This window comes from Arthrobacter sp. 05L417, assembly GCF_056397865.1.
On record NZ_JBFTOG010000042.1, the window covers coordinates 1 to 22,154 of the forward strand.

Annotated in this window: 18 protein-coding genes and 1 tRNA gene; 9 read left to right on the forward strand and 10 right to left on the reverse strand. The window is 62.1% G+C overall.

All coding sequences use genetic code 11. The features are described from left to right. Both AC1DJW_RS22560 and AC1DJW_RS22565 read left to right on the forward strand, forming a co-directional pair. Positions 1–159, forward strand: a 159-nt coding sequence (locus AC1DJW_RS22560) for a DUF4082 domain-containing protein (protein WP_476902577.1), incomplete at its 5' end; no start/stop codon positions are given. 37 nt (positions 160–196) lie between these two features. Beyond that, on the forward strand, positions 197–3,052 hold the full coding sequence (locus tag AC1DJW_RS22565) for a WecB/TagA/CpsF family glycosyltransferase (protein WP_476902558.1): 2,856 nt from the start codon (positions 197–199) through the stop codon (positions 3,050–3,052). Between the two features lie 79 nt (positions 3,053–3,131). Here the strand turns inward: AC1DJW_RS22565 and AC1DJW_RS22570 are convergent, their stop codons facing one another. Next, positions 3,132–4,442 carry a hypothetical protein gene (locus AC1DJW_RS22570; protein ID WP_476902559.1) on the reverse strand — a complete coding sequence of 437 codons (1,311 nt, stop codon included), beginning with the start codon at positions 4,440–4,442 and terminating at the stop codon, positions 3,132–3,134. A gap of 330 nt (positions 4,443–4,772) precedes the next feature. Between AC1DJW_RS22570 and AC1DJW_RS22575 the strand changes: the two genes are divergently transcribed. The 5 genes from AC1DJW_RS22575 to AC1DJW_RS22595 are packed head-to-tail and all read left to right on the forward strand — an operon-like array spanning position 4,773 to position 9,788. After that, positions 4,773–5,840 carry a Gfo/Idh/MocA family protein gene (locus tag AC1DJW_RS22575; protein WP_284755384.1) on the forward strand — a complete coding sequence of 356 codons (1,068 nt, stop codon included), beginning with the start codon at positions 4,773–4,775 and terminating at the stop codon, positions 5,838–5,840. After that, the gene (locus AC1DJW_RS22580; RefSeq protein ID WP_390277739.1) at positions 5,837–6,835 is read left to right on the forward strand and encodes an NAD-dependent epimerase/dehydratase family protein; all 999 of its coding nucleotides are present in this window, start codon (positions 5,837–5,839) and stop codon (positions 6,833–6,835) included. Before AC1DJW_RS22575 ends, AC1DJW_RS22580 begins: the two co-directional genes overlap by 4 nt. After that, positions 6,832–7,977, forward strand: a complete 1,146-nt coding sequence (locus tag AC1DJW_RS22585) for a DegT/DnrJ/EryC1/StrS family aminotransferase (RefSeq protein ID WP_390277741.1) — start codon at positions 6,832–6,834, stop codon at positions 7,975–7,977. The genes AC1DJW_RS22580 and AC1DJW_RS22585 overlap by 4 nt, the downstream gene beginning before the upstream one ends. 3 nt (positions 7,978–7,980) lie before the next feature. Then, positions 7,981–8,646: an acetyltransferase gene (locus tag AC1DJW_RS22590; protein ID WP_390277743.1), complete on the forward strand. Its 666-nt coding sequence runs from the start codon at positions 7,981–7,983 to the stop codon at positions 8,644–8,646. A 23-nt stretch (positions 8,647–8,669) separates the two neighbouring features. Next, positions 8,670–9,788: a DegT/DnrJ/EryC1/StrS family aminotransferase gene (locus AC1DJW_RS22595; protein WP_476902560.1), complete on the forward strand. Its 1,119-nt coding sequence runs from the start codon at positions 8,670–8,672 to the stop codon at positions 9,786–9,788. Positions 9,789–9,882: 94 nt separating this feature from the next. Here AC1DJW_RS22595 and AC1DJW_RS22600 read toward each other — a convergent pair whose 3' ends face one another. The 8 genes from AC1DJW_RS22600 to AC1DJW_RS22635 form a co-directional block, all read right to left on the reverse strand. After that, positions 9,883–10,740: a YveK family protein gene (locus AC1DJW_RS22600; protein WP_476902561.1), complete on the reverse strand. Its 858-nt coding sequence runs from the start codon at positions 10,738–10,740 to the stop codon at positions 9,883–9,885. Next, positions 10,728–11,792 (reverse strand): O-antigen ligase family protein, encoded by a 1,065-nt coding sequence (locus AC1DJW_RS22605; RefSeq protein ID WP_390277747.1) that lies wholly within the window; start codon positions 11,790–11,792, stop codon positions 10,728–10,730. The genes AC1DJW_RS22600 and AC1DJW_RS22605 overlap by 13 nt, the downstream gene beginning before the upstream one ends. Before the next feature lie 425 nt (positions 11,793–12,217). Further along, positions 12,218–13,459 carry a rhamnosyltransferase WsaF family glycosyltransferase gene (locus tag AC1DJW_RS22610; protein WP_390277750.1) on the reverse strand — a complete coding sequence of 414 codons (1,242 nt, stop codon included), beginning with the start codon at positions 13,457–13,459 and terminating at the stop codon, positions 12,218–12,220. Positions 13,460–13,461: 2 nt separating this feature from the next. After that, positions 13,462–14,970, reverse strand: coding sequence for a lipopolysaccharide biosynthesis protein (locus AC1DJW_RS22615; protein ID WP_284755395.1), 1,509 nt, complete (start codon positions 14,968–14,970; stop codon positions 13,462–13,464). Further along, positions 14,967–16,037, reverse strand: a complete 1,071-nt coding sequence (locus AC1DJW_RS22620; RefSeq protein WP_476902562.1) for a glycosyltransferase family 2 protein — start codon at positions 16,035–16,037, stop codon at positions 14,967–14,969. Before AC1DJW_RS22620 ends, AC1DJW_RS22615 begins: the two co-directional genes overlap by 4 nt. A gap of 244 nt (positions 16,038–16,281) precedes the next feature. After that, positions 16,282–17,829, reverse strand: a complete 1,548-nt coding sequence (locus AC1DJW_RS22625) for a sugar transferase (protein WP_390277755.1) — start codon at positions 17,827–17,829, stop codon at positions 16,282–16,284. A gap of 606 nt (positions 17,830–18,435) precedes the next feature. Continuing rightward, positions 18,436–18,511, reverse strand: a tRNA-Ala gene (locus AC1DJW_RS22630). Between the two features lie 251 nt (positions 18,512–18,762). Further along, positions 18,763–19,800: an NAD-dependent epimerase/dehydratase family protein gene (locus AC1DJW_RS22635; RefSeq protein WP_476902563.1), complete on the reverse strand. Its 1,038-nt coding sequence runs from the start codon at positions 19,798–19,800 to the stop codon at positions 18,763–18,765. On the opposite strand from AC1DJW_RS22635, the gene AC1DJW_RS22640 reads away from it, so the two are divergent. After that, a complete protein-coding gene (locus AC1DJW_RS22640) occupies positions 19,748–20,404 on the forward strand; it encodes a ScbR family autoregulator-binding transcription factor (RefSeq protein WP_284755402.1) in 657 nt (218 codons plus the stop codon). The genes AC1DJW_RS22635 and AC1DJW_RS22640 overlap by 53 nt on opposite strands. A gap of 1 nt (position 20,405) precedes the next feature. Here the strand turns inward: AC1DJW_RS22640 and AC1DJW_RS22645 are convergent, their stop codons facing one another. Continuing rightward, positions 20,406–21,218: a ScbA/BarX family gamma-butyrolactone biosynthesis protein gene (locus AC1DJW_RS22645; protein WP_459342828.1), complete on the reverse strand. Its 813-nt coding sequence runs from the start codon at positions 21,216–21,218 to the stop codon at positions 20,406–20,408. 238 nt (positions 21,219–21,456) lie between these two features. Between AC1DJW_RS22645 and AC1DJW_RS22650 the strand changes: the two genes are divergently transcribed. After that, entirely contained in the window at positions 21,457–22,074 is a 618-nt protein-coding gene (locus tag AC1DJW_RS22650; RefSeq protein ID WP_390277762.1) for a TetR family transcriptional regulator, read from the forward strand. The last annotated feature ends 80 nt before the right edge of the window (positions 22,075–22,154 follow it).

Here is a 22,154-nt window from a genome sequence, read left to right on the forward strand (position 1 = left end):
GGCTACTTCAGCAGCGCCGCCGACAACACACCCCTCCACGGCCTCGCCAGCGGAACCGACGGACCCAACGGCGTCTACAACTACGGCAACGCCGCCTTCCCCACCAACAGCTACAACAACACCAACTACTGGGTCGACGCCGTCTTCACAGCACCGTAGCCGGAACCCGTAAGCCGGTAAGAAGGGATAACTCCGCGTGAAAACAGCTCAAGGCCTCAAAATGATGGCCGCCAAGCTCTTGATTCCGCCAGCCACCGGAGCCCGGGCCGTGGCCGGAACCATGCCGGCGCTTCACGGCCGCACGGATCACGTTGTTGCTGAACCTCGTGTTTCCCGGACCCGCATTCGTGAACACACCGTTCCAGAACGCCACGCGGGCAACTCCGCAAATGCGCCATCGGGACGGGTACTCCTTGGCGGCGCCGTGGTCGACCTTCTGGGCTTCCCGGAGGCCATCGGCCTGATTTCCGCGCGGGCGACTTCGAGGGAGTTGCCGCCCCTGGCTATTGCCTCGGCCAACCTGGACCACATCAACCACTTCGGCATCGGGAGCAGATGGGCTTCCGTCCTGGCAAACGGTCGCTCATGGGTGGACGGTTCCCCGGTTGTCGATTGGCTCACGCTGCTCGATGGCGCCCCCTTGGTGTCCGAAGCGCAGCGACTGACCGGGCGCAGTTGGCCGCGACTGGCCGGCAGCGACCTGATCGGGCCGCTCCTGGATGCTGCAACAGACCTTCAGCTCCGGGTCGGCTTCCTGGGCGGTGCGGAGTCCGCGCACGAATCGCTCAAGTCGAGGTTCTCCCGCGAACGGCCGGGCCTTGTGGTGGCAGGCTTCTGGTCCCCGGGGCGCGACGAGCTCACAGATCCCGCGGCTTCAACCTGTCTGGCGGCAGCCATCGCCGCGGCCAAGGTGGACATCCTCGTCGTCGGACTCGGAAAACCAAGGCAAGAGCTGTGGATTGCCGAATACGGGGCGCTCACGGAAGCCCGGGTCCTGTTGGCCTTCGGCGCTGTGGTGGACTTCCTGGCCGGCCGCATCCAGCGGGCCCCCGAATGGGTGAGCTCCCACGGCCTCGAATGGGCCTGGCGGCTCGCGCTGGAACCACGACGACTGGCCCGCCGCTACCTGCTCGACGGCCCCGCGGCCTACGCGTCGCTCCGGTCGAAAAGTTCCGGCCTGGAGGAAGTGCCCGGGGACGCATCGAGCGGTCCGGGCGATGGACCCGCGCCGGCCACTCCCGCCCCGCCCCCCGCAGGCAACCGGACCTTTGCGATCGCCGGGCAAGCCGCGGATGTCGCCGTCCTGGTAGTCACCTACAACAACGCCGACGACGTCGGACCCCTGATCGAAAGCCTGCGATCCGAGGCGGCCGAGCAGTGGCTCCGGGTGATCGTCGCGGACAACGGCTCCTCGGACGGTACGCTGGACGCGCTCTCCAGGTACGGCGACGTCATATCGTTCGCCACCGGCGGCAACCTGGGCTACTCCGGCGGCATCAACGCCGCGCAACAGTTCTGCGGCGACGTCCAGTACTTGCTGGTGGCCAATCCGGATCTGGTCATCGAACGCGGCTCCGTCGCCGCGATGATCCGGCGGCAACGCCTCTCCGGGGCCGGGATCGTGGTTCCCGCTCTTCTGGACGAAGACGGCTCAACATATCCGTCCCTGCGCAGGGAACCAACCCTCCCGCGCGCCTGGGCGGACGCCGCGCTGGGCTGTCGGCTACCAGGCCGGCCTGCCTGGCTCTCGGAAATCGACTATGACCAAGTCAGCTACGAGCATGCGCACCCAGTGGAATGGGCCACGGGCGCGGCGTTGCTGATCGACGCAGGCCTCGCGACCGAACTCGGGCCCTGGGATGAGCGGTTCTTCCTCTACCTCGAAGAGACCGACTTCTTCCGGCGGGCCCGGGAGGCAGGGACGGACGCATGGTTTGAACCCGCCGCCAAAATGCGGCATCGCAGGGGCGGCTCCGGCAGTTCGGCGGCGCTCACCGCCTTGATGGCGGTGAACCGGACCCGCTACGCGGAAAAACACCACCCGCCTGCAACCGCTGCCGCATTCCGCGGTGCGGCGGTGCTCTCCGAGGCACTACGGGCATACCAGCGCGACCACCGGCCGGCGCTTCGAGCCCTCCTGAACAAACGCAGCTGGGAGCAACTGCCCCATGCCGTGCCCGCTCCACAAGCAAACCACGACGACGGCGGTCGCCTCAGGGACTTCCCCGCCGGCTCGATCATCATCCCGGCGCATAACGAAGCGGCGGTCATTGCCCGCACGCTCACCAGCCTGAAGCCGCTCGCGGCCACTGGCGCCGTGGAGATCTTCGTGGTGTGCAACGGCTGCACTGACAACACCGCCGAAATAGCCGGCCGGTTCAGCGGTGTCCAGGTAGTTGAGGTCGACGAACCATCGAAAACCATCGCCATGGACACCGGCGATGCGTTGGCCACGGCCTGGCCACGGCTCTATCTCGACGCGGACGTGGAGATCAACCCCGTGGCCATCGAGCAGCTTTTCAGGCGCCTTGGGCAAGGCGACCTCCTGGCGGCACGACCGGCGTCGCAATACGACACCGGCGGTGCCACCGGCCTCGTTCAGGCCTTCTATCGTGCACGGGGCCGTATGGCGTCAACCAGGAGCGGCCTATGGGGCGCGGGGGCCTTTGCCCTGACCCGCGAGGCCCGCGCCCGGTTTGGCAAGTTTCCGCCGGTGCAGGCCGATGATGTGTTCGTTGACCGGCACTTTGGCGCCAACGAAAAGGAAATTATCACCTGCCGTCCCATCAAGGTCCACACCCCTAAGGACGCCCGCGCCCTCGTCACGGTCCTGCGACGGAACTACCGGAGCAACGTGCATCTGCTCAATTTCCAGCCGGCCGAGGGCGGTGGCGGCACGAGCCAAAGCCTCCGGGAACTCCTGGGTTCGGTTCGCGGTCCCCTCACGGCCTTCGACGCCGCCGTCTACGCGGGCTTTGCCGTCGCCGCCCGGCTTCGGAAGGGGCCCGCAACCGCGACTACATGGGAACGGGACGAGAGCAGCCGGCGCTAAGCCAGTTGGGCCAACACAGCACCGCGTGCCTTTCGCACCGCTAGTCGGCGCCCGCTATTACGCCGCCAGTCGGCGCCGGCTATTTGCCGGAGACCCCGCATGCGTTGCCGCCTTCCACCCGGTAAATATGTACCGCGTTACCGTCGGCAAAAGTGTCGGTGAAAGAGCCGTTAGCCATGGCCAGGGAGCGGTTTTCGCCGAGTACCGTTGCGCTGGTTCCGCCGCCGCATTTGAGGTTCAAGGCGACAGATTGCGCTCCTGTCTGGGTGGACCCGGCAATGATGTAGAAACTGCCGTTGTAGGCCTTTACTGCGGTATCGATGTTGCCCCCCGCGGTTGCCACGCCATCCACGAACGGCGAATTAAGCACCGGGGCCAACTCTGCGATCTGCTGGTTGACGGCTGTCACCGTCGCCCGGATCGCGGCGCCGCATGCATCCCGCAAGACGTGTTGAGAGATACAACTCCCACCAAAACTGTGGTTGAAATACGTGATCCCGCGTGCACCATGGATGATGCTGCTCCACACTGCGGCCCTGATTTCCGGTGCCGTGATGGTTGGAGCACTGGCTTCCGTGAAGGGGTGTCCCAACTCAACGAAGGCCCAGACAGGTACGTTTCCCTTTGGGCTGACGAAGGCACGGGTGCGTTCCACGGTCCAGCCGTAATTTGAGGCTTTGCGGCACTCGGAGTCGGTCAAAGCACGGGGTGTCGCCAGCATCACCCCGCCTTCAGTCGGAGCACAGATGTTGGGATCGGTGAACCAGTAATTGTCGGCAGAAACCACCTGCTGGTAGGTATTGACGAATTGCCCGGCTTCAGTGGCCGACTCCCAGAACGTCACGCCTTTGCCATAATTCGCGTAGATCATGGTGTTGGCCGGGGCTTTGTTGAGCAGGGTTCCCTGCACCGTGAATCCGCATTTGCTTTCGGCGGGAGCGCAAACCGTCCCGGCACCGGGGTAATTTCCGGTCCAGCTGGCAGAGCCGGGCCCGGCCCACATATCCGACTCGTCCGAGAGCAAGAACCCGGAGGCAAGCGGCGATGTCCAGGACGGGATCGCATAGGACCCGGCGTCCCTGATGTACTGAACATTCGAGTCGGCGGTCAACTCGACGTACAAATTAATGCCCGCTGCCCTGTCCAAGGGAACATCGGTAGGATCGAGGACGCTTTCGAACCAAATGCCCACAGGAAAGTAGTTTGGCGTGGCCGGCAGGGCGTTGGGAAACTTTCCGTAGTACTGCGGGCCCCCGTCAACCGCGCGGACGGTCACTCCGGCCGGCAGCGGCACAACGGTCGGCACAGTGGAGCTCGCCACCGAGGCTGAGAGGGCCAGGAAAGCAGCCAACAGGACACTCGTTCGGGCGGAAATGTTGGGCTTCGTCATCGCCATCGGCTCCCGTTAATACATCGGAAATTTCACAGGCCACTCTTGCAAGGAGCCCGAAACGGAGACCATCAGCTACGGAGTTCGTCCCAAAAGATACCACCGATCAAGGTGCTGAAGACACCCTTTCTTGCCGATGGAAGTGACATCGGGCCGAAGTCGAGTGCTGATCGAACCGAGCACGAGCTTCCGGGTGTGGGGTGAGTAGCGGGCCGTCGCGAATGCGGGTACCAGCCACTCGTGCCTGGCCTTCTAGCCCGCAAATAGGCTGAGACGAGCATTCATGTAAAGGTTCGATCCCGGTTCTCAGGATGAAGGGAAGCAATCACCATGACAAGCAGGAAGCTGCGAGTTGCGCTGATCGGGGCAGGCTACTGGGGGCCGAATTTGGCCCGTAATTTCAAAATCAGCGCGGACTGGGATCTTGCGGCCATCTGCGATCTCGATGCCGGCCGGGCCATGGACGTCGCCGAGCAAGTGGGCAACGTGCCCGTGGTGACGGATCTGGATGAGCTGCTGGCCTGGCCCGATCTTGAAGCCGTCGCCATTGCGACACCCGCACGAACCCACCACCGGATTGCCCTGGCGGCAATGCTGGCCGGGAAGCACGTGCTGGTCGAGAAGCCGCTTGCGGATAGTCGTGAAAAAGGTGAGGAGATGGTGGAACTCGCCCGGCAAAAGGGGTTGGTGCTGATGGCAGACCACACGTACTGCTACACGCCGGCTGTTCTGAAGATCCGGGAACTCATCGCTGACGGGGCGTTGGGCGACATTCTCTTCATCGATTCCGTCCGTATCAACCTTGGCCTGGTCCAGCCTGATGTCGACGTCTTCTGGGATCTCGCTCCGCACGACCTCTCGATCCTGGACTTCATCCTTCCGGGAGGACTGCAGCCCGCCCATGTGTCGGCACACGGCGCAGACCCGCTCGGTGCCGGCCGGGCTTGTGTAGGTCATTTGAGCTTCCCGCTGGCAGCCGGAGGCTTGGCGCACGTCCACGTCAACTGGCTCAGCCCAACCAAGATCCGCCAGATGGTGATTGGCGGATCGAAGCGGACCCTGGTCTGGGACGACTTGAACCCACAGCAGCGGCTGAGCCTCTACGACCGGGGCGTCAATCTCCAGCATCAACCCTCCGACGGCGCCAACCGGACGGCCGCGACGATCTCGTACCGGCTCGGAGACACCTGGTCCCCTGCTTTGCCGGAACATGAACCGCTCGGCCAAATGGTCAGCGAGTACGCGGCCAGCATCCGTGAAGGAAGGCTCTCGCGCACCGACGGATCGGCGGGCTTGCGCGTCTTGTCGGTCCTTGAGGCCGCTTCGCGAAGCCTGGCCGAGGATGGTCGCACCGCCCTGGTTGACGGTGCCGAACTGCAGCTTGAGGAGACGGCGTGAGCAATTTGGCCGGAGCACAGATTCTCGTCACGGGCGGTGCCGGGACCATCGGCTCCACCATTGTGGACCAACTCCTCGACGCCGGCGCGGCCCGCATCGACGTACTGGACAATCTGGTGCGCGGGCGCCGGGACAACCTGAGCGATGCGCTGCTCAGCGGCCGCGTCACTTTGGTCGAAGGCGATTTGCGTGACCGGGACCTCGTCCACGATTTGACCAGGGGCAAGGACATCGTCTTCCACCAGGCCGCCATCAGGATCACCCAGTGCGCGGAAGAGCCCCGGCTGGCCCTGGATGTCCTGGTCAACGGGACGTTCAACGTTTTGGAAGCCGCCGTTGCGCAAAAGGTCGACAAGGTGATTGCCGCCTCCAGCGCCTCTGTCTACGGCTTGGCGGAAACCTTCCCCACCAATGAGCGGCATCACCACCACAACAACGACACCTTCTACGGGGCCGCCAAATCCTTCAACGAGGGCATGTTGCGCAGCTTCCGCGCCATGGACGGACTGGACTACGTGATACTGCGCTACTTCAACGTCTACGGTCCGCGAATGGATGTCCACGGGCTCTACACCGAAGTCCTGGTGCGATGGATGGAGCGAATTGCTGACGGCCGACCACCGCTGATTTTCGGGGACGGCCGACAGACGATGGACTTTGTCTTTACCGGCGACATCGCGCGGGCCAATCTGCTCGCGGCCGCCAGCGAACTGAGGGAAGGGGTCTACAACGTCGCCAGCGGAACGGAGACAAGCCTTTTGCAACTCGCACAGTCCCTGTTGCGCGCCATGGACTCCGAGCTTGCCGTGGAACATGGACCGGAACGGGCGGTCAACGGTGTAAGCCGCAGGCTGGCTGATATTTCCGCGGCCCACTCGGACTTGGGCTTTGCGGCCGAAGTCTCCCTCGACGATGGGCTTCGGCAGTTGGTGCACTGGTGGCAACCCCTTCGAGCGGAAATCGCCGCCACGCGAACCGCCGGGGTATCCTCATGACCCGCATCAATGTCATGCAGCCGTGGTTCGGGGCAGAGGAAGTGGCCGCCGTCAGCGCAACGATCGAGTCCGGCTGGGTCGCGCAAGGTCCTCGGGTCGCCGAATTCGAATCGGCCTTCGCCCGCAGCCAACATGCTCCTTTCGCGGTCGCCACCTCGAATTGCACGACGGCGTTGCATCTGGCCTTGGTAGTTGCCTCCATCGGCCCGGGCGACGACGTCGTCGTTCCGTCGTTCTCCTTCATCGCCACAGCGAATGCGGCCACCTATGTAGGCGCGCGGCCGGTCTTTGCCGACGTGGACCTGGCCACCGGAAACCTCACAGCCGAAACGGTGCGCGCCGCGTTGACGGACCGTACCAGGGCTGTCATTGCCGTGGACCAGGGCGGAGTCCCGGTTGATCTGGATTCCATCCGTCGGCTGTGCGACCCGCTCGGGATTGTCGTCATCGAGGATGCTGCTTGCGGCGCAGGATCGAGCTATCGGGGCCGGCCGGTGGGAGCGGGCGCTGACGTGACCGCGTGGTCCTTCCACCCCCGGAAAATCCTCACAACCGGCGAGGGGGGCATGTTGACCACGCCGCACCAGGACTGGGCCGATCGTGCCCGCCGGCTGCGCGAGCACTCTATGAGCGTCTCCGCGAGCGCCCGGCACGCCTCCGTGCTGGCACCCGCCGAGGAGTATGGGGAGCCCGGTTTCAACTACCGCATGACTGACCTGCAGGCCGCCGTCGGCTTGGTTCAGCTGGACAAGTTGCCGCAGATAGTCCGCAGACGCCGGGATATTGCCTCCGAGTACAGCAAGCAATTTGCGGATGTCGAGGGAATGCGCGTGGTACGGGACCCGGCCTGGGGTACCAGCAATTTCCAGTCCTTCTGGTTGGAGGTCCTCCCCGGATCCGCCACCGACCGTGAAGGCGTGCTCGAACATCTGGCCCGGGATGAAATATCGGCCCGTCGGGGAATCATGGCGGCCCATCGCCAGCCCGCGTATCGCGGACGGGACACAGGAGAGGCTCTGCTACCGGTGACCGAACGCCTCACGGACAATACGCTCATCCTTCCGGTTTTCCATCAGATGACCGAGTCTGAACAGGCAAGGGTCATACACTCCGTGCGCGCCGCGGTGACCGGGGGACGGTGAACCGTGCAGGAGCTGATGCTGATCGCTGCCAGTGGATTGGCCCGGGAAGTGCTGGCCGTCATCCGGGGCTCGGATCAGTACCGCGTGGTCGGCTTCCTCGATGACTCCTCCACCATCCAAGGCAGGCTCGTTGGCGGCGTAACCGTCCTGGGCACCATCGCGGATGCCGCCCTGTACAACTACACCCAGTTCCTGGTCTGTGCCGGCTCTGGAACCGCGCGGCAGCAGATAGTGCAGCGCCTGGCATATCAGGGCATCACGGGCGAGCGCTTCGCGACGGTCCTGGACCCGGGAGTGCGGGTGCCACCCGGCTGCACGGTCGGACGCGGAAGTATCCTGCTGAGCAATGTCGTGCTGACCGCCGATGTCACCGTGGGGAGGCATGTGGTCGCCATGCCGCAGGTAACGCTGACCCACGACGACGTAGTGGAGGACTTCGCCACCCTTGCCGCAGGCGTGACCCTGGGCGGCGGTGTACATATTGGACGTGCCGCCTACCTGGGCATGAACTCCAGCGTCCGCCAAGGAGTGCGCGTGGGCGAAGAAGCAACCCTGGGAATGGGGGCCGTACTGCTGCAGGACCTCCCTCCCGGTGAGACCTGGGTAGGCGTACCCGCTGCCCCGATTCGCCTGCCCGTCAATGACAGCCAACAAGAACAACCCGCATAGACCTCTGACGGAAGGTACAGCTGATGGACCCATCCTTGGCGACGAACATACCCCTGGTTGACCTCGCGGCACAGCACGCCGAAGTCGAGAGCGAGGTCCTCAGCGGCTTGGAGGACGTGTTCGCGACCACGGCGTTCATAGGCGGGGCCGCCGTCGGGCAGTTTGAAGAAGCCTACGCCGCGTGGCTAGGCGTGAAGCACTGCATAGGTGTTGCCAATGGCACCGACGCCCTGGAACTGGCCCTGCGGGCAACAGGAGTTGGCCCCGGCTGCGAAGTGGTCCTGCCGGTCAATACCTTCATTGCCACAGCGGAAGCCGTGGTCCGGATCGGAGCCGTTCCCGTGTTCGTCGATGTGGATCCGGTCCACCTGCTCATCGATCCCGCGCTGGTGGCGGAGGCGGTCGGGGACCGCACGCGGGCCATCGTTCCGGTCCACCTATTCGGCCAGACGGCGCCCGTCGAGCAGCTGCGCGCGGTCGCGGAGTCCTGTGGAGCAGTGATCATCGAGGACGCAGCACAAGCCCAGGGTGCAACCCGGCACGGGAGTTCGGCGGGCTCCCTGGGGGCGGCCGCCGGGACGAGCTTCTACCCCGGTAAGAATCTTGGCGCCGCAGGCGATGCCGGCGCGGTGACGACCAACGACCCTGAAATAGCCCGCGGCGTCCGGATGCTTGCCTCGCACGGCAGCGCGACGAAATACGTCCACGACGTGGTTGGCTTCAATTCACGGCTGGACACGATCCAGGCAGTGATCCTCAATGCCAAGCTTCGGCGCCTGTCTGCGTGGAATGATTCCCGCCGGGAGGCCGCAGCGAGATATAGCGAAATGCTCGACGATGTTCCGGGAGCCGCCGCGCCTATCAGTGCTGGAGGCAATGACGATGTATGGCATCTGTACGTCATCCGGGTGGCAGACCGGGATCGCATCCTTGCCAGCCTGAACGGCACGGGAATCGGAGCGGGAATCCACTACCCAACGCCCCTGCATCTGAGCGGGGCCTTCGCCCACCTGGGTCTCGGGCCGGGAACCTTTCCGGTGGCGGAGCGCGCGGCAGGCGAAATCCTGTCCTTGCCTTTGCACCCGCACATAACCATCGCGCAGCAGAAGTTCGTAGTCGAAACTCTTCGGGCCGCCTTGTAGCGTCCGGGCCGAGCGTTGAAATCCGCCGAGCCCTACTATCCGGGGGCGAGGGTAGCCGCCGGAGTACGGCTATCCCCGCTGTTCGCACGATCCGTCATCGGGACGGTTCGCCCACGGACTCAGCCTCAAGAACTTCCTGGGTCTCCCGACTGTGGGTCCCTGAATCCCGACGGCGGCCGCGGCCTGTGGGGAAGACGGCGAGTTCGGGACTCAGCCACTCCTCCGCCGTGGATCCTGCGTCCAGTGACAATGAATCGCGCTCCGGCCTGCCTCCTGCGCCCGACGCCGCAGCGGCACGCAAGGCGGCCTTCCGCTGGCGTGCGATTCCGCGACCCCGGGCCACGGAGACGGCTCCGAACATCAGGACTGCACCGCCCACGAGGACGGCGATCAGCGAGCGCAGCCGGCTTGAAAACTGCTCAGTCGCTTTGTCCGGGGATGCGACCACCAGCGAAGAGAAGAGATAGGTGTCGTCAGCGCCGTCGATTTTCTGAATAGTGCGAAGGTTCTGCGTCAGCAGTTCCCCCAGGCGCCGCGTCGTAGCCAGCGAGCGGTCCGGCGTCGAGCTGACCCCTGTGATGTCAACAAGGAATGAGTTCTGTCCGCCAACCGCATCCCGGGTGACATCATAATCTTTGCTTAGCCCCTCGGCGGTGAGTCCGTCAGCTGTGGAACTGTCCTTGAGGCGCGTGATCAGGACCTGCACAACCAGGGTGGGATCCGATGAACGCAAATACGGATTGCTTGAATTGAGGTCTTTGAGCGCCGGATTCTTTATTTTGTCGGCTTCGGTCGGGATATTGGGGTTGATCAGGGCATACGTCATCGTGGATTCGTAGGTGCGGGGCGCGAGCTGGAAAACGTAGATTGACGCAATGAGCGTAATGAAAAGGACAGGCAAAGCAACAGACTTGTAGTGCCAGAGTGTCTTGAGTACTCCTAGGGGATCCATCGTCTTCCTTTCGGGGTGGAATGTACCGAAACTGGTGTCTTCCGAAACGGTGGGTCATTCCCATCGTGAGGTCCGGGCAATTCGATCTCGCGTTTGACCATTATCCAGACGGCGCCGGCCAGACCGATGAACAGCGGGTAAGTCAGCGCGAAGACCGGGAATGACAAAGAATCGAACGTCAGCGAGCACACGGCTGCCACCAGGCCGCCGGCTGCCACTGCACCGGCAAGGCATTTCAGTGCCTGGGAGCGTGCTCGGCGGGCGACGCTCACCGTAATGGCTCCCGGCAAAACCAAGTAGGCGATAATGGCGACCAGGCCCACCAGGCCCAGGGTGACCGCGGAATTCAGGTATTGATTATCCAGAATGTGCAAGGCGTTATCCGGTATGTAGTTGCCGGGGCCCAGGCCGAGTATCGGGTTCTGGCCAACCATTTCGATAACGCGCGGATAGTTGTTGGTGCGCGTGGAAATTGACGGGTCGTTTTCAGCGGTGGTGAAAGAACCTGCGATCGTTGCGATAAGGCCCGGCACCGCGAGGAAGAGACCCGCTGCGGCAACGGGGACTAGGACGAATGCCCAGCGTCGGGCCAGCGCTGGGAGGAACGGAATGAACGCAATCATCCCGACCAGCAGTGCAATAACGCCTGCCCTTGAGATCGTTGCGGCGATCGCAAACACCAGGAGGCCGGTTCCGGTCCAATGCAGCCATTTTCGGCCCACCGGATCAAATAGGCCCCGCCAGATTGAGAGCGGAAGCAGCATTCCGGACACGACGGCCAGTTCGATGGAGTGAAAGGTGCTACCCGAAACGCGGACCAGCGTGCCGCGGACTTGAAATGTCGTGCCTGCTCCGTTGTCGGTAAACCCAGGCATCGCCAGTTGGAACCAATCCATCGGATTGATGTGGAAAATGAACTGGACCGCAGCCACTATGCAGCAAAAGAGGGCCCCCGCCAGTATCGCCCGGACGAGCAACAGGACGTCGCCCATGGTCCGGACAACCTCCGCCGTGACAAGGACGATTCCGGCGCTTGCAACAAGCAAAATCACCCATCGATCCGAAGCCGCCCGCGACGCTATTGAGCTGCCGCCGGTCAAGCCCAGGTAGAGCGCAACGTAGGAAGCGCAAGTCCCCAATAGCAGGAGGGCGAGCCCGATCCTGCCTGGATGCCGGAATGTGAAAGGGTCGTGCAAGCCAAAGAGAACAGAGCAAAACCACAGCGCAAAAAGAAACAGAGCGAGTATCAGGGGCATTGTCCCTGCTGCGCCTACCGGCGCCAGGACCATGCTCGAGGGAAAGAAAAAGATGCTGAACGCGACAATCCTTAGGAAGAGGGGCGTGCGGCCAGCCTTGGACGTCTGAGGGTCGAAATCGAGCATGGTGACAGCAGGAGGCTTCGGGAACACCAAAGGGCTCCGGGATGACCGCTTGGCCCTCCTTTGGCTCTTTGTCCCGGACATTTCCTGGCTTGCGGTCACGAGGCACGATCCCCGGTGAGAACCTCGGCACATGCTGTCTCGATAATGGAAGCCACCTGCTTCTTGGTTTCTTCCCAGTCCTGGCGCTCCCTTGTGGCCACCCGCGCAGCCCTGCCCTCGACGTCGGCGGCCTCCACCGCCGTCGAGAGCGCGTCCGCCATCCCCCACGGGGTGGGACGCCCCCAAACGGCATCATCCGTGGACAAGACGGCACGGGAATACGCAGATTCGTTGAGCACCGGGATATTGCCTGCAGACATCAATTCTTCCGGAACCAACGAAATGTTCGTAAAGGATATGGCCAGGCCAGCGATAGTCCGGTTGTAGAGCTCGTTCAGCTGTGTTGGCGTCAAGTTTCCGTGGTTCATGACAGGGATGGACCAACCCGATACGTTGTCACCGTAAACGTGGATCTCTTGTTCCGGGTGTGTCTGGTGGAAGCGCTCAAGCGCCAGCTTCGCGAGCAAATAGCCTCTGCGGTCCACGCTCTTCTTGGCGTAGAAGACCACCCCACGGCGCGATACGGGACGTTCGGGAAGAACCCGATAGATATCGTTGTCGCAGCCGAACGGAACAATCGCGTCCGGGGGCGTCCCGACCTCGTTTTCCATCACCCCGGCGATCATGTTCCCCAGCGCGATGTTCTTAAAACCGAATCGGTAGGTGTCCTCGGCCAACGCATAGAAGGTGCCACGCGGGTAGAAAAAGGGCTCGTAGTCCTGAATGAAGTAAAAGCGATGGGCCGGGCTGGTCACGCGGGACGCCACGACGTGCGCGGTTGCCCATGAGCTAGCAACTACCGCGTCCACGTCCGCCATGCCCTGCGTGGCGCTTCGAACCTCTGCCCGCATCCCGGGCCAGTTGCGGCGCACGACTTCCTCATGTCGCGCCACATCGTCCGCGTACCGGTCGTAGAGGAACAAGGTGCAGCGATGGCCACGCTCTTCCAGGCCCTGGACCATCCGGAACAGCGTCGTGTGCCCGCCGGATCCGGCAGCGGGTGGCGTGCATACCCAGCCGATGTGCAGTTGCTCCTTCAGGATCTGCCGCGGCGCCGGCAAACCCAGATTGCCCGAGTCCGCAATGTCCTCTTGACGCAAGGGAAAATCGAACTCTGCCCAGGAGAGCCGTTCACCCAAAGCTTGAAAGAGCCGGCGGCTTCCACGCCGGGCGAAACCAGACCACCCCTCATTCCTGAGGTGCGAGATCAACTGGGTGGCGTCTATGCGGGAGGGCACGGTCAACTCCTGTTCCCTGTGCGGTCAGTGCCGGCCAATACGGGATTCCTGAGGGTGGCCTCGCCTGCGGCTGCTTGTTTGATGTCACTGAGCAACGCCCGCGCCCGACGAAAGGTGAAAAGGGCATAGACGACGAGGCCAGCGAACGCTCCGGCCAGAACCGCGAGAAGGGCAACCGGGATCTGGGCGGCTACCAGCCAGGCCAGGACGCCGCAAACAACCGCCGCAGCCGCAGCGGGGAAACAAATACGCAAGAGGGACAGGATCCTTGCACCGGTGGATTTCGCCACCAGCACGAGATAAACGGGAATGACGACGAACCAGGTCACGACGACGTGGGCGAACCCGGCACCCGCAATTCCCCCCAGACGCACGCCGATGAGCATCGCCGGAACAAGGGCAACGAGCCAAATGACCTGGACCCAGAACAGGCCAACGGTCTTGCCCGCGCCCACACACAGATCAGCGAACATCTCCGAGAGGATCCTCGCGGCACCGAAGATTCCCAAACTGACCATCGCGGCGGCTGCTGCACTCCATTTGTCGCCGTAGAAGGTGACAATGAGGGGTGCGCCGAGCCCCGCCAGGAGGGCCGAGACCGGGAAGCCGATGTACGCAATTCCGGCCGTGACCTTCAACGCCGCGGCGCCGAGAGTTCCATTTGCATTCAGCCTGCCGAAAGTCGGCACGGCAACCGTCCGGATCACGGCGGTAATCACGCTGCTGGGCATACTCGCCAAGTTGAAGGCCAGTAGATACAACCCTAGCTGCACGGGTCCCAACTCCGGGCCGATGATCATGTAGTCGAGGTTCAGGGTGACAAAAACGACCAGATTGGCCATGGCCAGTGGAAGCCCGAGCCGAAGAATCCCCTTGGCTTCCACGATATTGAAACCGGGGAAGTAGCGCTTTGGGCTGATGATCCAGTAACCGATGGTTGCTGTCAGTTGCCCTCCCACCCGTGAAAGTGCCAAAGCCATCGCACCCCAGCCCCACAGCGCCATCGGAATGACCAGAACCAGGGCAACGACGGTGTTCAGTACGTCAACCAGGATCCTGCGCTTTTGCAGGAAGTCGCGCCATATCAGTGCAGTAGGAACGGACGCCATTCCAGAGAGCAATACCGTCAGCCCCATTACCTGGACGACCGGGGCTGCACCGGGATCCCCCAGTGCGGCAGCAAGCAAGGGTGCAAGCAGGATCACGAGCGCAGTCAGCAGGACGCTCGTGACCAGCGAAATGGTAAAAACAGTCGGAGCGATCTCGTCCGGATCGCGATCACCGCGGCCGAGGGCAGCCGTGGCTCCAAGCTCTGCGATATTCACGGCAATTACCTGCACGACGAGTGCCACCGCCAAGGCGCCGAAATGTTCCGGCGCAATAAGACGGGCGACCACGAGCGTGGTGATGAATTGAAGGACGCGGGAAAGACCAACATTGAGTGCACCCCAGAGAGTGCCCCTGCGCAGCCTGCTGGCCAGCGATCCGGTCCCTTCGCCGAGTGCGCTCATGAAATCCCCACCATTCGCCAAGCACGCCAACGCAAGCGGTCCGCCTGGGTGCGGAAAATTTCGACAGTCCGCTGCCAGGGCAGCGGCGGTTTGCCCTCATCGGCTCGCACCAAACGCCAGCGCACCCCACGGATCCGGAACGACGCCGGTTGTCCCGGCCAGACTCGCAACGCGAAATCCTGCAGGGCCGAGGCGTCCGAGGTGGAACCACCTGAGTCGAGCGTGCGAGCCGCGAGGATAAGCGCTTCACGGCGCAGTGCGCGCCGGGCTCGGTCCAGGAGCCTGTCCGCTTGGGGTAACCCGCGCAAGACCTCCGACGTCAGCAGAACCCGGAACGCCTCAAGCCGATGCCGTAGATCAACCACCATGGTGGCAAACGAGGTCAAATGCATATTGGCGCCATGGACCCGGTAGAACGCCTGGATCGGCCCGTTGATCCTGCCGACATCCCAATGGGCCGCGGTACGGAGCCAGTATTCCAAATCTCCGGAATGGGGCAGCAATCCATTGTAAAAGCCCACTTGTTGCAGGACCTCGGTGCGCATGACCACCTCAGGGGACAAGATGAAGCACCTCCCCCGCCGACAAGCCCAATTGATCCATTCGTGACCCGCCCAAACGGTCCACGACTGCCACCTCGAGCTGGCGGCCCGGGGCAGTTGATGCTCATTGGAGAATTCCAGCGGCCTCCCGTAAACCATTCCCACCCGCGGGTTGGAATGCATCAAGTCAGTGGCACGGGACAGGGCCCCGGGGGCCAGCAAATCGTCTGCCGAAAGAAGTGCGACATACTCGGTGACCACGCGCGACAAACCGTCGTTATACGTGGCTATATGACCCATGTTCCGTTCGTGGACCACCACAGTTATCCGGGGATCGCGTAGCGCCAAATCGCGGGCCACTTGGGCCGAATTATCGGTGGACGCGTCGTCAACAACTATTACTTGTGCATCGACGCCGGCCTGGGACAATACTGAAGCGGTGACGGCGGGCAAGTATTGTGCGTAGTTATAGCAAGGTACGACGACGGTCACTTGGGCTGTGTTCCGGGCGCTACGCGGTCGCATGATTCTCATGGTTCCCCGCATCCACGTATTTCATGGTTAGAGCGTCCCCTCCAGTTGAGACCGAGACCAAAAGCCAGATCGAACATTGGATTCAGCCTATGGACGTCCGCCCCGCGGAGCGCGAGTACTTGTCACTTGAATTGACCTCATCCGCCACTCGTCCGGGCCCGAATGACCACTCAGCAGGAACTCGGCCCTGCCCTGATCCTCAAGCGTTCAAAGGTCCCGCCGTCTTTGGTGTGGCCTAATATGCGCCCACGGGCCGGATCATCGCCCGCGCCGTCCGCCAAAGAATGATGATGTCTCCGACGATCGACCAGTTCTCGACGTAATACAGGTCCAGCCGGACGCTGTCCTGCCAGTTAAGCTCCGAGCGGCCATTGATTTGCCACATTCCGGTCAGCCCGGGCTTGATGTAAAGCCGGCGGTGGACGTGTCTCTCGTAGCCATCGACTTCCCGTTGGAGGGGTGGCCTGGGACCAACGAGACTCATGTCCCCGAGAAACACATTCCAGAACTGCGGGAGCTCATCGAGGGAATAATGCCTCATCCATTTACCGACCCGGGTTACCCGAGGGTCGTGTTCCATCTTGAATAGCAACCCGGCACCCTCATTCTGGTCAAGCAACTGGGCCAGGTCCTGCTCCGCGGTCTCCACCATGGAACGGAATTTGAACATGACGAAGGTTTGTCCTCTTCGCCCAATGCGCTCCTGCCGGAAAATTACGGGCCCCGGGCTGTCCCGCCGGATCAGAACGGCGAGCACCGCAAAAACGGGCAACAACACCACCAAGGCGGCGGCCGAGAGAATGATGTCGAGCACCCGTTTCATCGCATGCTTGGCACCGGCATATTGCGGGAGCTCAACGTGCATGAGCGGCAGCCCCTCCACAGGACGCGAATGAATCCTGGGGCCGGCCACATTTGTCAGTCCTGTCGTCAGGATCAGCTCGGTTGAACTTTCCTCCAACTGCCAGCCGAGCTCCTGAATGTATGTACTGCCGCCTTCAACCTGCCCGGCAATGATGACTGCATCGGCATCGGTCGCCGCGACCGCGTGCACGACCGAATAGATGTCGCCGACGACGGGCACGGCCTTTCCGTTGACCATCAGGTTTGGCGGCTGCTGCGGGCCCTGCAGCGCGACGCCGACTACTTTATAGATCGGTCCGGACTTCTTCTCAATCTGGTTGATGACGTATCGGACTTCTTCGGAGGCGCCCAGGACCAAGACTCTCGAGAGGTAATGTCCATGAACGCGCTGGCGCGTCAGCCACCGCCTCAACGACCACCGGGACGTCATCAGTCCTAGGCACCCCAGCGGAAACACGAGTGCAATGTAGCCGCGCGCAATCTCTATCTCGAAGACAACGCACGCCATGTTGAGCAGCCCAAGGAGGACTATGGTCGCGCTAAAGACGCGTTTGTACTCGTCCGGGCCGATTCCAACGACTTGCTTGTCCCGGCTGCGGTAGACACCCAACGCGACCATCCAGGCGCTGGCGAGCGCTAGCGAAATCGGAAAATATCCCACACGAAAGCCGCCAATAATAACAAAGGCATTTTCGAATCCAAATCGGGCAACCTGCGCGAAAGCGGCCACGGAAAAAACGACTATGGCATCGACGAGCCACAAAAGACGGTAGTAGCGGCGAGCCCAAAACACTCCGGACACGGCTCCGGCATAACGCCTACCGTCACGTTGGGAACGGTCGAACAAAGGATCTTTGATGAAAGACGTACGAAGCCCGAATCCAACGTCACCTGTTGCAGCTTCTTCCGAGGGGCTCACGGCCACACCATCGTCGCATGGAGAGTTTGCCCGCTATCTCCTGGGGCAATTGTTGCCACACTTTTCGATACAAAAGGGCAGCGCACTTTTATCACAAGCATGTTGCAGGGCACATCGACACCCGCTTCTTCCACAAGTTCTTGGTCTGGCTGGCTCGACGTCGGAAATTGCCAACCAAAGGGAACTTCAGGCTATGAAAGATCGGCTCCCCTCACACGAGTAGCCCCCACCTATCATTTCCAAGCGACGACACCTGCAACGTTCGCCGCCGTACCTGCATCGCACTCGAGTACTCCTGCTTGCTGGATCCGGGCACCAAGCAATGGAACCCGGCAAAAACGAGCAGCGGCCCGGAACCAAAAGGTTCCGGGCCACTGCATTTTACGGACCAGCTATTTAATAGTTTCGGGTTTCCGTCTGTCCAGCGCTTCCTGAGCTGCTTGCCGGCGGGTTGAAGGGTGCCGGCAAGTTCCACGGACAGCCGGCAATAGCAACGGAGAACCCCGGGGAAAACGAAAGGGCCACCCGAAATGGGTGACCCTTTCAATTTCAATAATTCTGAGCCTAGCGAAACACGGATCACGTCCATGTTCGAATAGACCCCTTTGGTGGAGCTGAGGGGACTCGAACCCCTGACCCCCTGCATGCCATGCAGGTGCGCTACCAGCTGCGCCACAGCCCCGAACTTTGCCCGCCGCGACTTTCATCCCCGCCGGAGCAACTCGTCAATACTAAACCACAACGATGTGAGATAGGAAATCGAACGCCGTCGGCTCCCCGTTAGGTGAGGCGCGTTAGGACAGATGAGGTGCGGTCGATTGCTCGGCCGCACCTCCCCCCATTACTGCCCTTCAACTTGTTGCCGCAAACACAACGAGCCACTGGACTGAAGTCTAGAGACTGGAAGGCCATTAAACAAACCGTTCAACCGGTTTATGATCGATCGATCTCGCGGGAAACCAGGTAGGCGGAAGAAAATTCAGCAAGAGCACTGCTGAACGTTTCGGGTTCGCGCCCGGATATCCGCCAGAGATGCTCAGAGGAGTACCAGTGATCCTTCGTCACCAAGTCAATCTGGTGGCCGCTGAATCCTGCGGCGCGCAGTGCAGAGCCGGCACGTTCATCATCCCCCAGAAACTTCGGGTACTCCATATCGAATATCCGGGCAACACTCTGCAGAAGGAATGACACCCGAACGGGTTCCGGATATGCGGCATGGAAGGCCCGTCCGGGTTGCCGAGGAGCCAGGGCAAGCCCGGAAACCAGTCCTCCCAGCGCCTCCACACCAATGAGCGAAAGCAGCGCCGAACCATCGCCCGGCCATCCCCCCGCCACTTCCAGCAGCTTGAGCAGCCCCGGAACAAACCAGCGGTCTCCCGCGCCGAACACGAGGTTGGGACGAACAACCTCGGCGCCATAGCCGAGAACCAGCTGTTCAGCCGCCGCACGGCTGGCGCTGGCCACCGAGGCCGGGTGATAGCCGGCCTCGGTTTCAAGGAGGCCGCGGTGCGGGCCGCTTCCGTAAACACTGCAGGTGCTGACATAGATCAGCCGGTCAACTCCGGCTTGCCGGCACTGCTCAATGACGTTGCGCGTGCCGATCTCGTTGATCGCATGGGCAAGACGAGGGTCGGAGCCCACATATGATGCTGCGTGGATGACGACATCCGTATCGGACAAGAAGGGGATCAGGCTCCCCGGCACGGAAATGTCGGCGGTCGCAATGGTAGCGTTATTGTTTCGTAGTCTTGCAACCGGTTTTCGTGAGAGTGCCACAACGTGCGCCTCTCCGGATCCGGCGAGTGAGGCTGCAACCCGGCTTCCAATGAAGCCTGACGAACCCAGGACCAGAACCCGGGGCACACGGTCAACACGTGTTGGCATGGCCCTCAACCGATCCTCAGGGTTCGTCAGATTCATGTACTCAAGTATCCCGGACGCAGAAACCGGAGAGGTCTCCACGCTGATCATGCAACAACGTGCCAAAGCCACCCGAACAGCAGTAATTGAGGGAGCAGCGTCGATCTTTGAAGAGGTCGGCTACGGAAATGCAAGCCTGAGCGACGTCACTGACCGCGCCTCGGTCACCAAAGGCGCGCTGTACTTCCATTTCAAGTCGAAGGAAGACCTGGCGCTTGCGGTCATCGCCGAACAGCACAACATCGTGCGTGTCGCGGGAGAGAAGATCGCCGCCGCGGGGCTGCCCGCACTGGAGACCATGATCGCCATGTGCCGGACATTCGGGCAACAGCTACTCGACGAGCCCATTGTCAGGGCTGGAATCCGGCTGACATTTGAAGCTTCGGCGTTCAATGGAGACGTCAAAGGTCCCTACCAGGACTGGGTCACGACCATGGAGATGCTGACGCGCCAGGCTCAACTGGAAGGTGACGTGCGGCCCGAAGTTGATGCCGCGGATTTCGCACGGTATTTGGTTGCGTCTTTCACGGGCGTCCAGATGGTTTCCAACGTGCTGACCGAACGGCGCGACGTTCTCAAGCGGATCGACGACATGTGGCGTTTCATGATGCCCGCGATCGCGCCGATTCACCCGCAGGGCTCAGTGACCCCGTGAACTAGCGCGGACTTTTGACCCGAGCCAACAAGGACATGAGGATGTCTTCCTGGTGCAACAACCGGACCCTCATCACACCGAGGGCATTATGTGGTTCGAGCTGTGTCACAGCAACATCCACGGGATAGCTGAACTCGACCAACTTCATGAATTCCGCCTCAAACAGGGCAAAATCGGCATCCGGGCGGGAAGACGCTGCGCGCACAGCTTGCCTCGCGGCTTCAACCAGAAGCATTCCCGGGACATGGTCCAGGGGATGGTCAAAGAAGATGGGGTGGGTTGGATCAACCCGCAGCGGCCAGACGGACGGGCGCGAACTTTGCCCGAGCATCACGTTCCGCTGGGTGGCATGCCCGACGTCGGCACATGCCAGCAAGTCTTCGCCGGCCCCGGGAAGCACAGGGGGGACCGCGCCGCGAAATCGCTCGTACGTGGCAGGATTCACAATGCGGGCAGCCGCCGCACCTTCCCCGATGGGAGTGCCATCAACGACGAACCGCGCAGACACAGTCAGGGCCGACAGCTGCCCTCCGCTGAGCTTCATATCCTTCACGTCAAGCTCGACAGCAACCTGCGCGGGCACCAGGGGATCCAAGACCGCGGGTTCCACCGAGATGCTCATGTGCGGCATGAGGAACTTGTGCGTGAGGGGCACTCCGCACAAGTGGGACAAAAAGATCACTGCCTGCCTCAACGTCTCGGCCATGAGGGCCGAATCCGGGGAACCGTCCGGCGATCCATAAAAGACATGCCATCGCGGCCATTGCGCCCCCGCAACGAACCGCCTGGAACTTGATTGAACAAAGTCAGTCAAGAAGACTTCCGAAACGGAGCGCTTATGAACGAGCTCCCGATTGACGGAAGCCTCGAAGAGCGCTTCATCGCGCATTGGGTCCCCCACTCCTCCCAGGATCTGCTGGAGCAACGATCGCTGCTGTTGCGCCCCCATTAAACGCCCAAATCCTATCGGCAAGCCGGGCCCATGGAGCTATCGGAGGGAGTGAACCGGCCCCAAATTGACATACCTACTGGTCGGTTTGTAGTTTGGCTATATGGAGATAGGCGATACCGGCAGCACGCCCAAGGGCGCAGCCACGCGTAGTGAGATCCTTCGGGTTGCCGCGGATGTTTTTGCGCGCAAGGGTTTCGAGCAGACCCGGATGGACGACATCATCCGCGAAGTCGGGCTCACGAAGGGGGCCATCTACTTCCATTTCTCCTCGAAGGCAATGTTGGCCCAGGCCGTCGTCGACGAGCAAAAGGCACGTTGGCTGCGCCGCGTCCACGAGGAAATTCTCAGCAAGAACAACCCTCTGGAGGAGTTGCGCCATCTTGGGGAGTTCATGGTCAGGACAGTCCTGAGCGACACATCCGCGTGGGGCGTGGTGCATTTGGCGAATCAACTGGCATCCACGAAGGAGCACCCCGGCGGAGCCTCCCCGCTGGCCGCATGGGTAGATCTCGTCGCCGGCATTCTTCAACGGGGCCGCGCAAGCGGCGTCTTGACGTTTTCAGGCGATCCCGGCGACGCGGCAACGGTTATCGTGGCCGCATTCGATGGGTTGAAGTCGGTCACCGACGCCCTTGACCCCAAAGATCTCGATGCCTTCGAGCGACGCGCGACCCTGCTACTGCAGCTCCTCGAGCAGCAGTTCATTTCCAGCGAGTAGCGCAGCAAACCAAGAGCCAAAGACTTCGACGCGTAGCCAAAAAACAAACCGCACAGTCAGTTTATTAGCAGTCAGTTTAT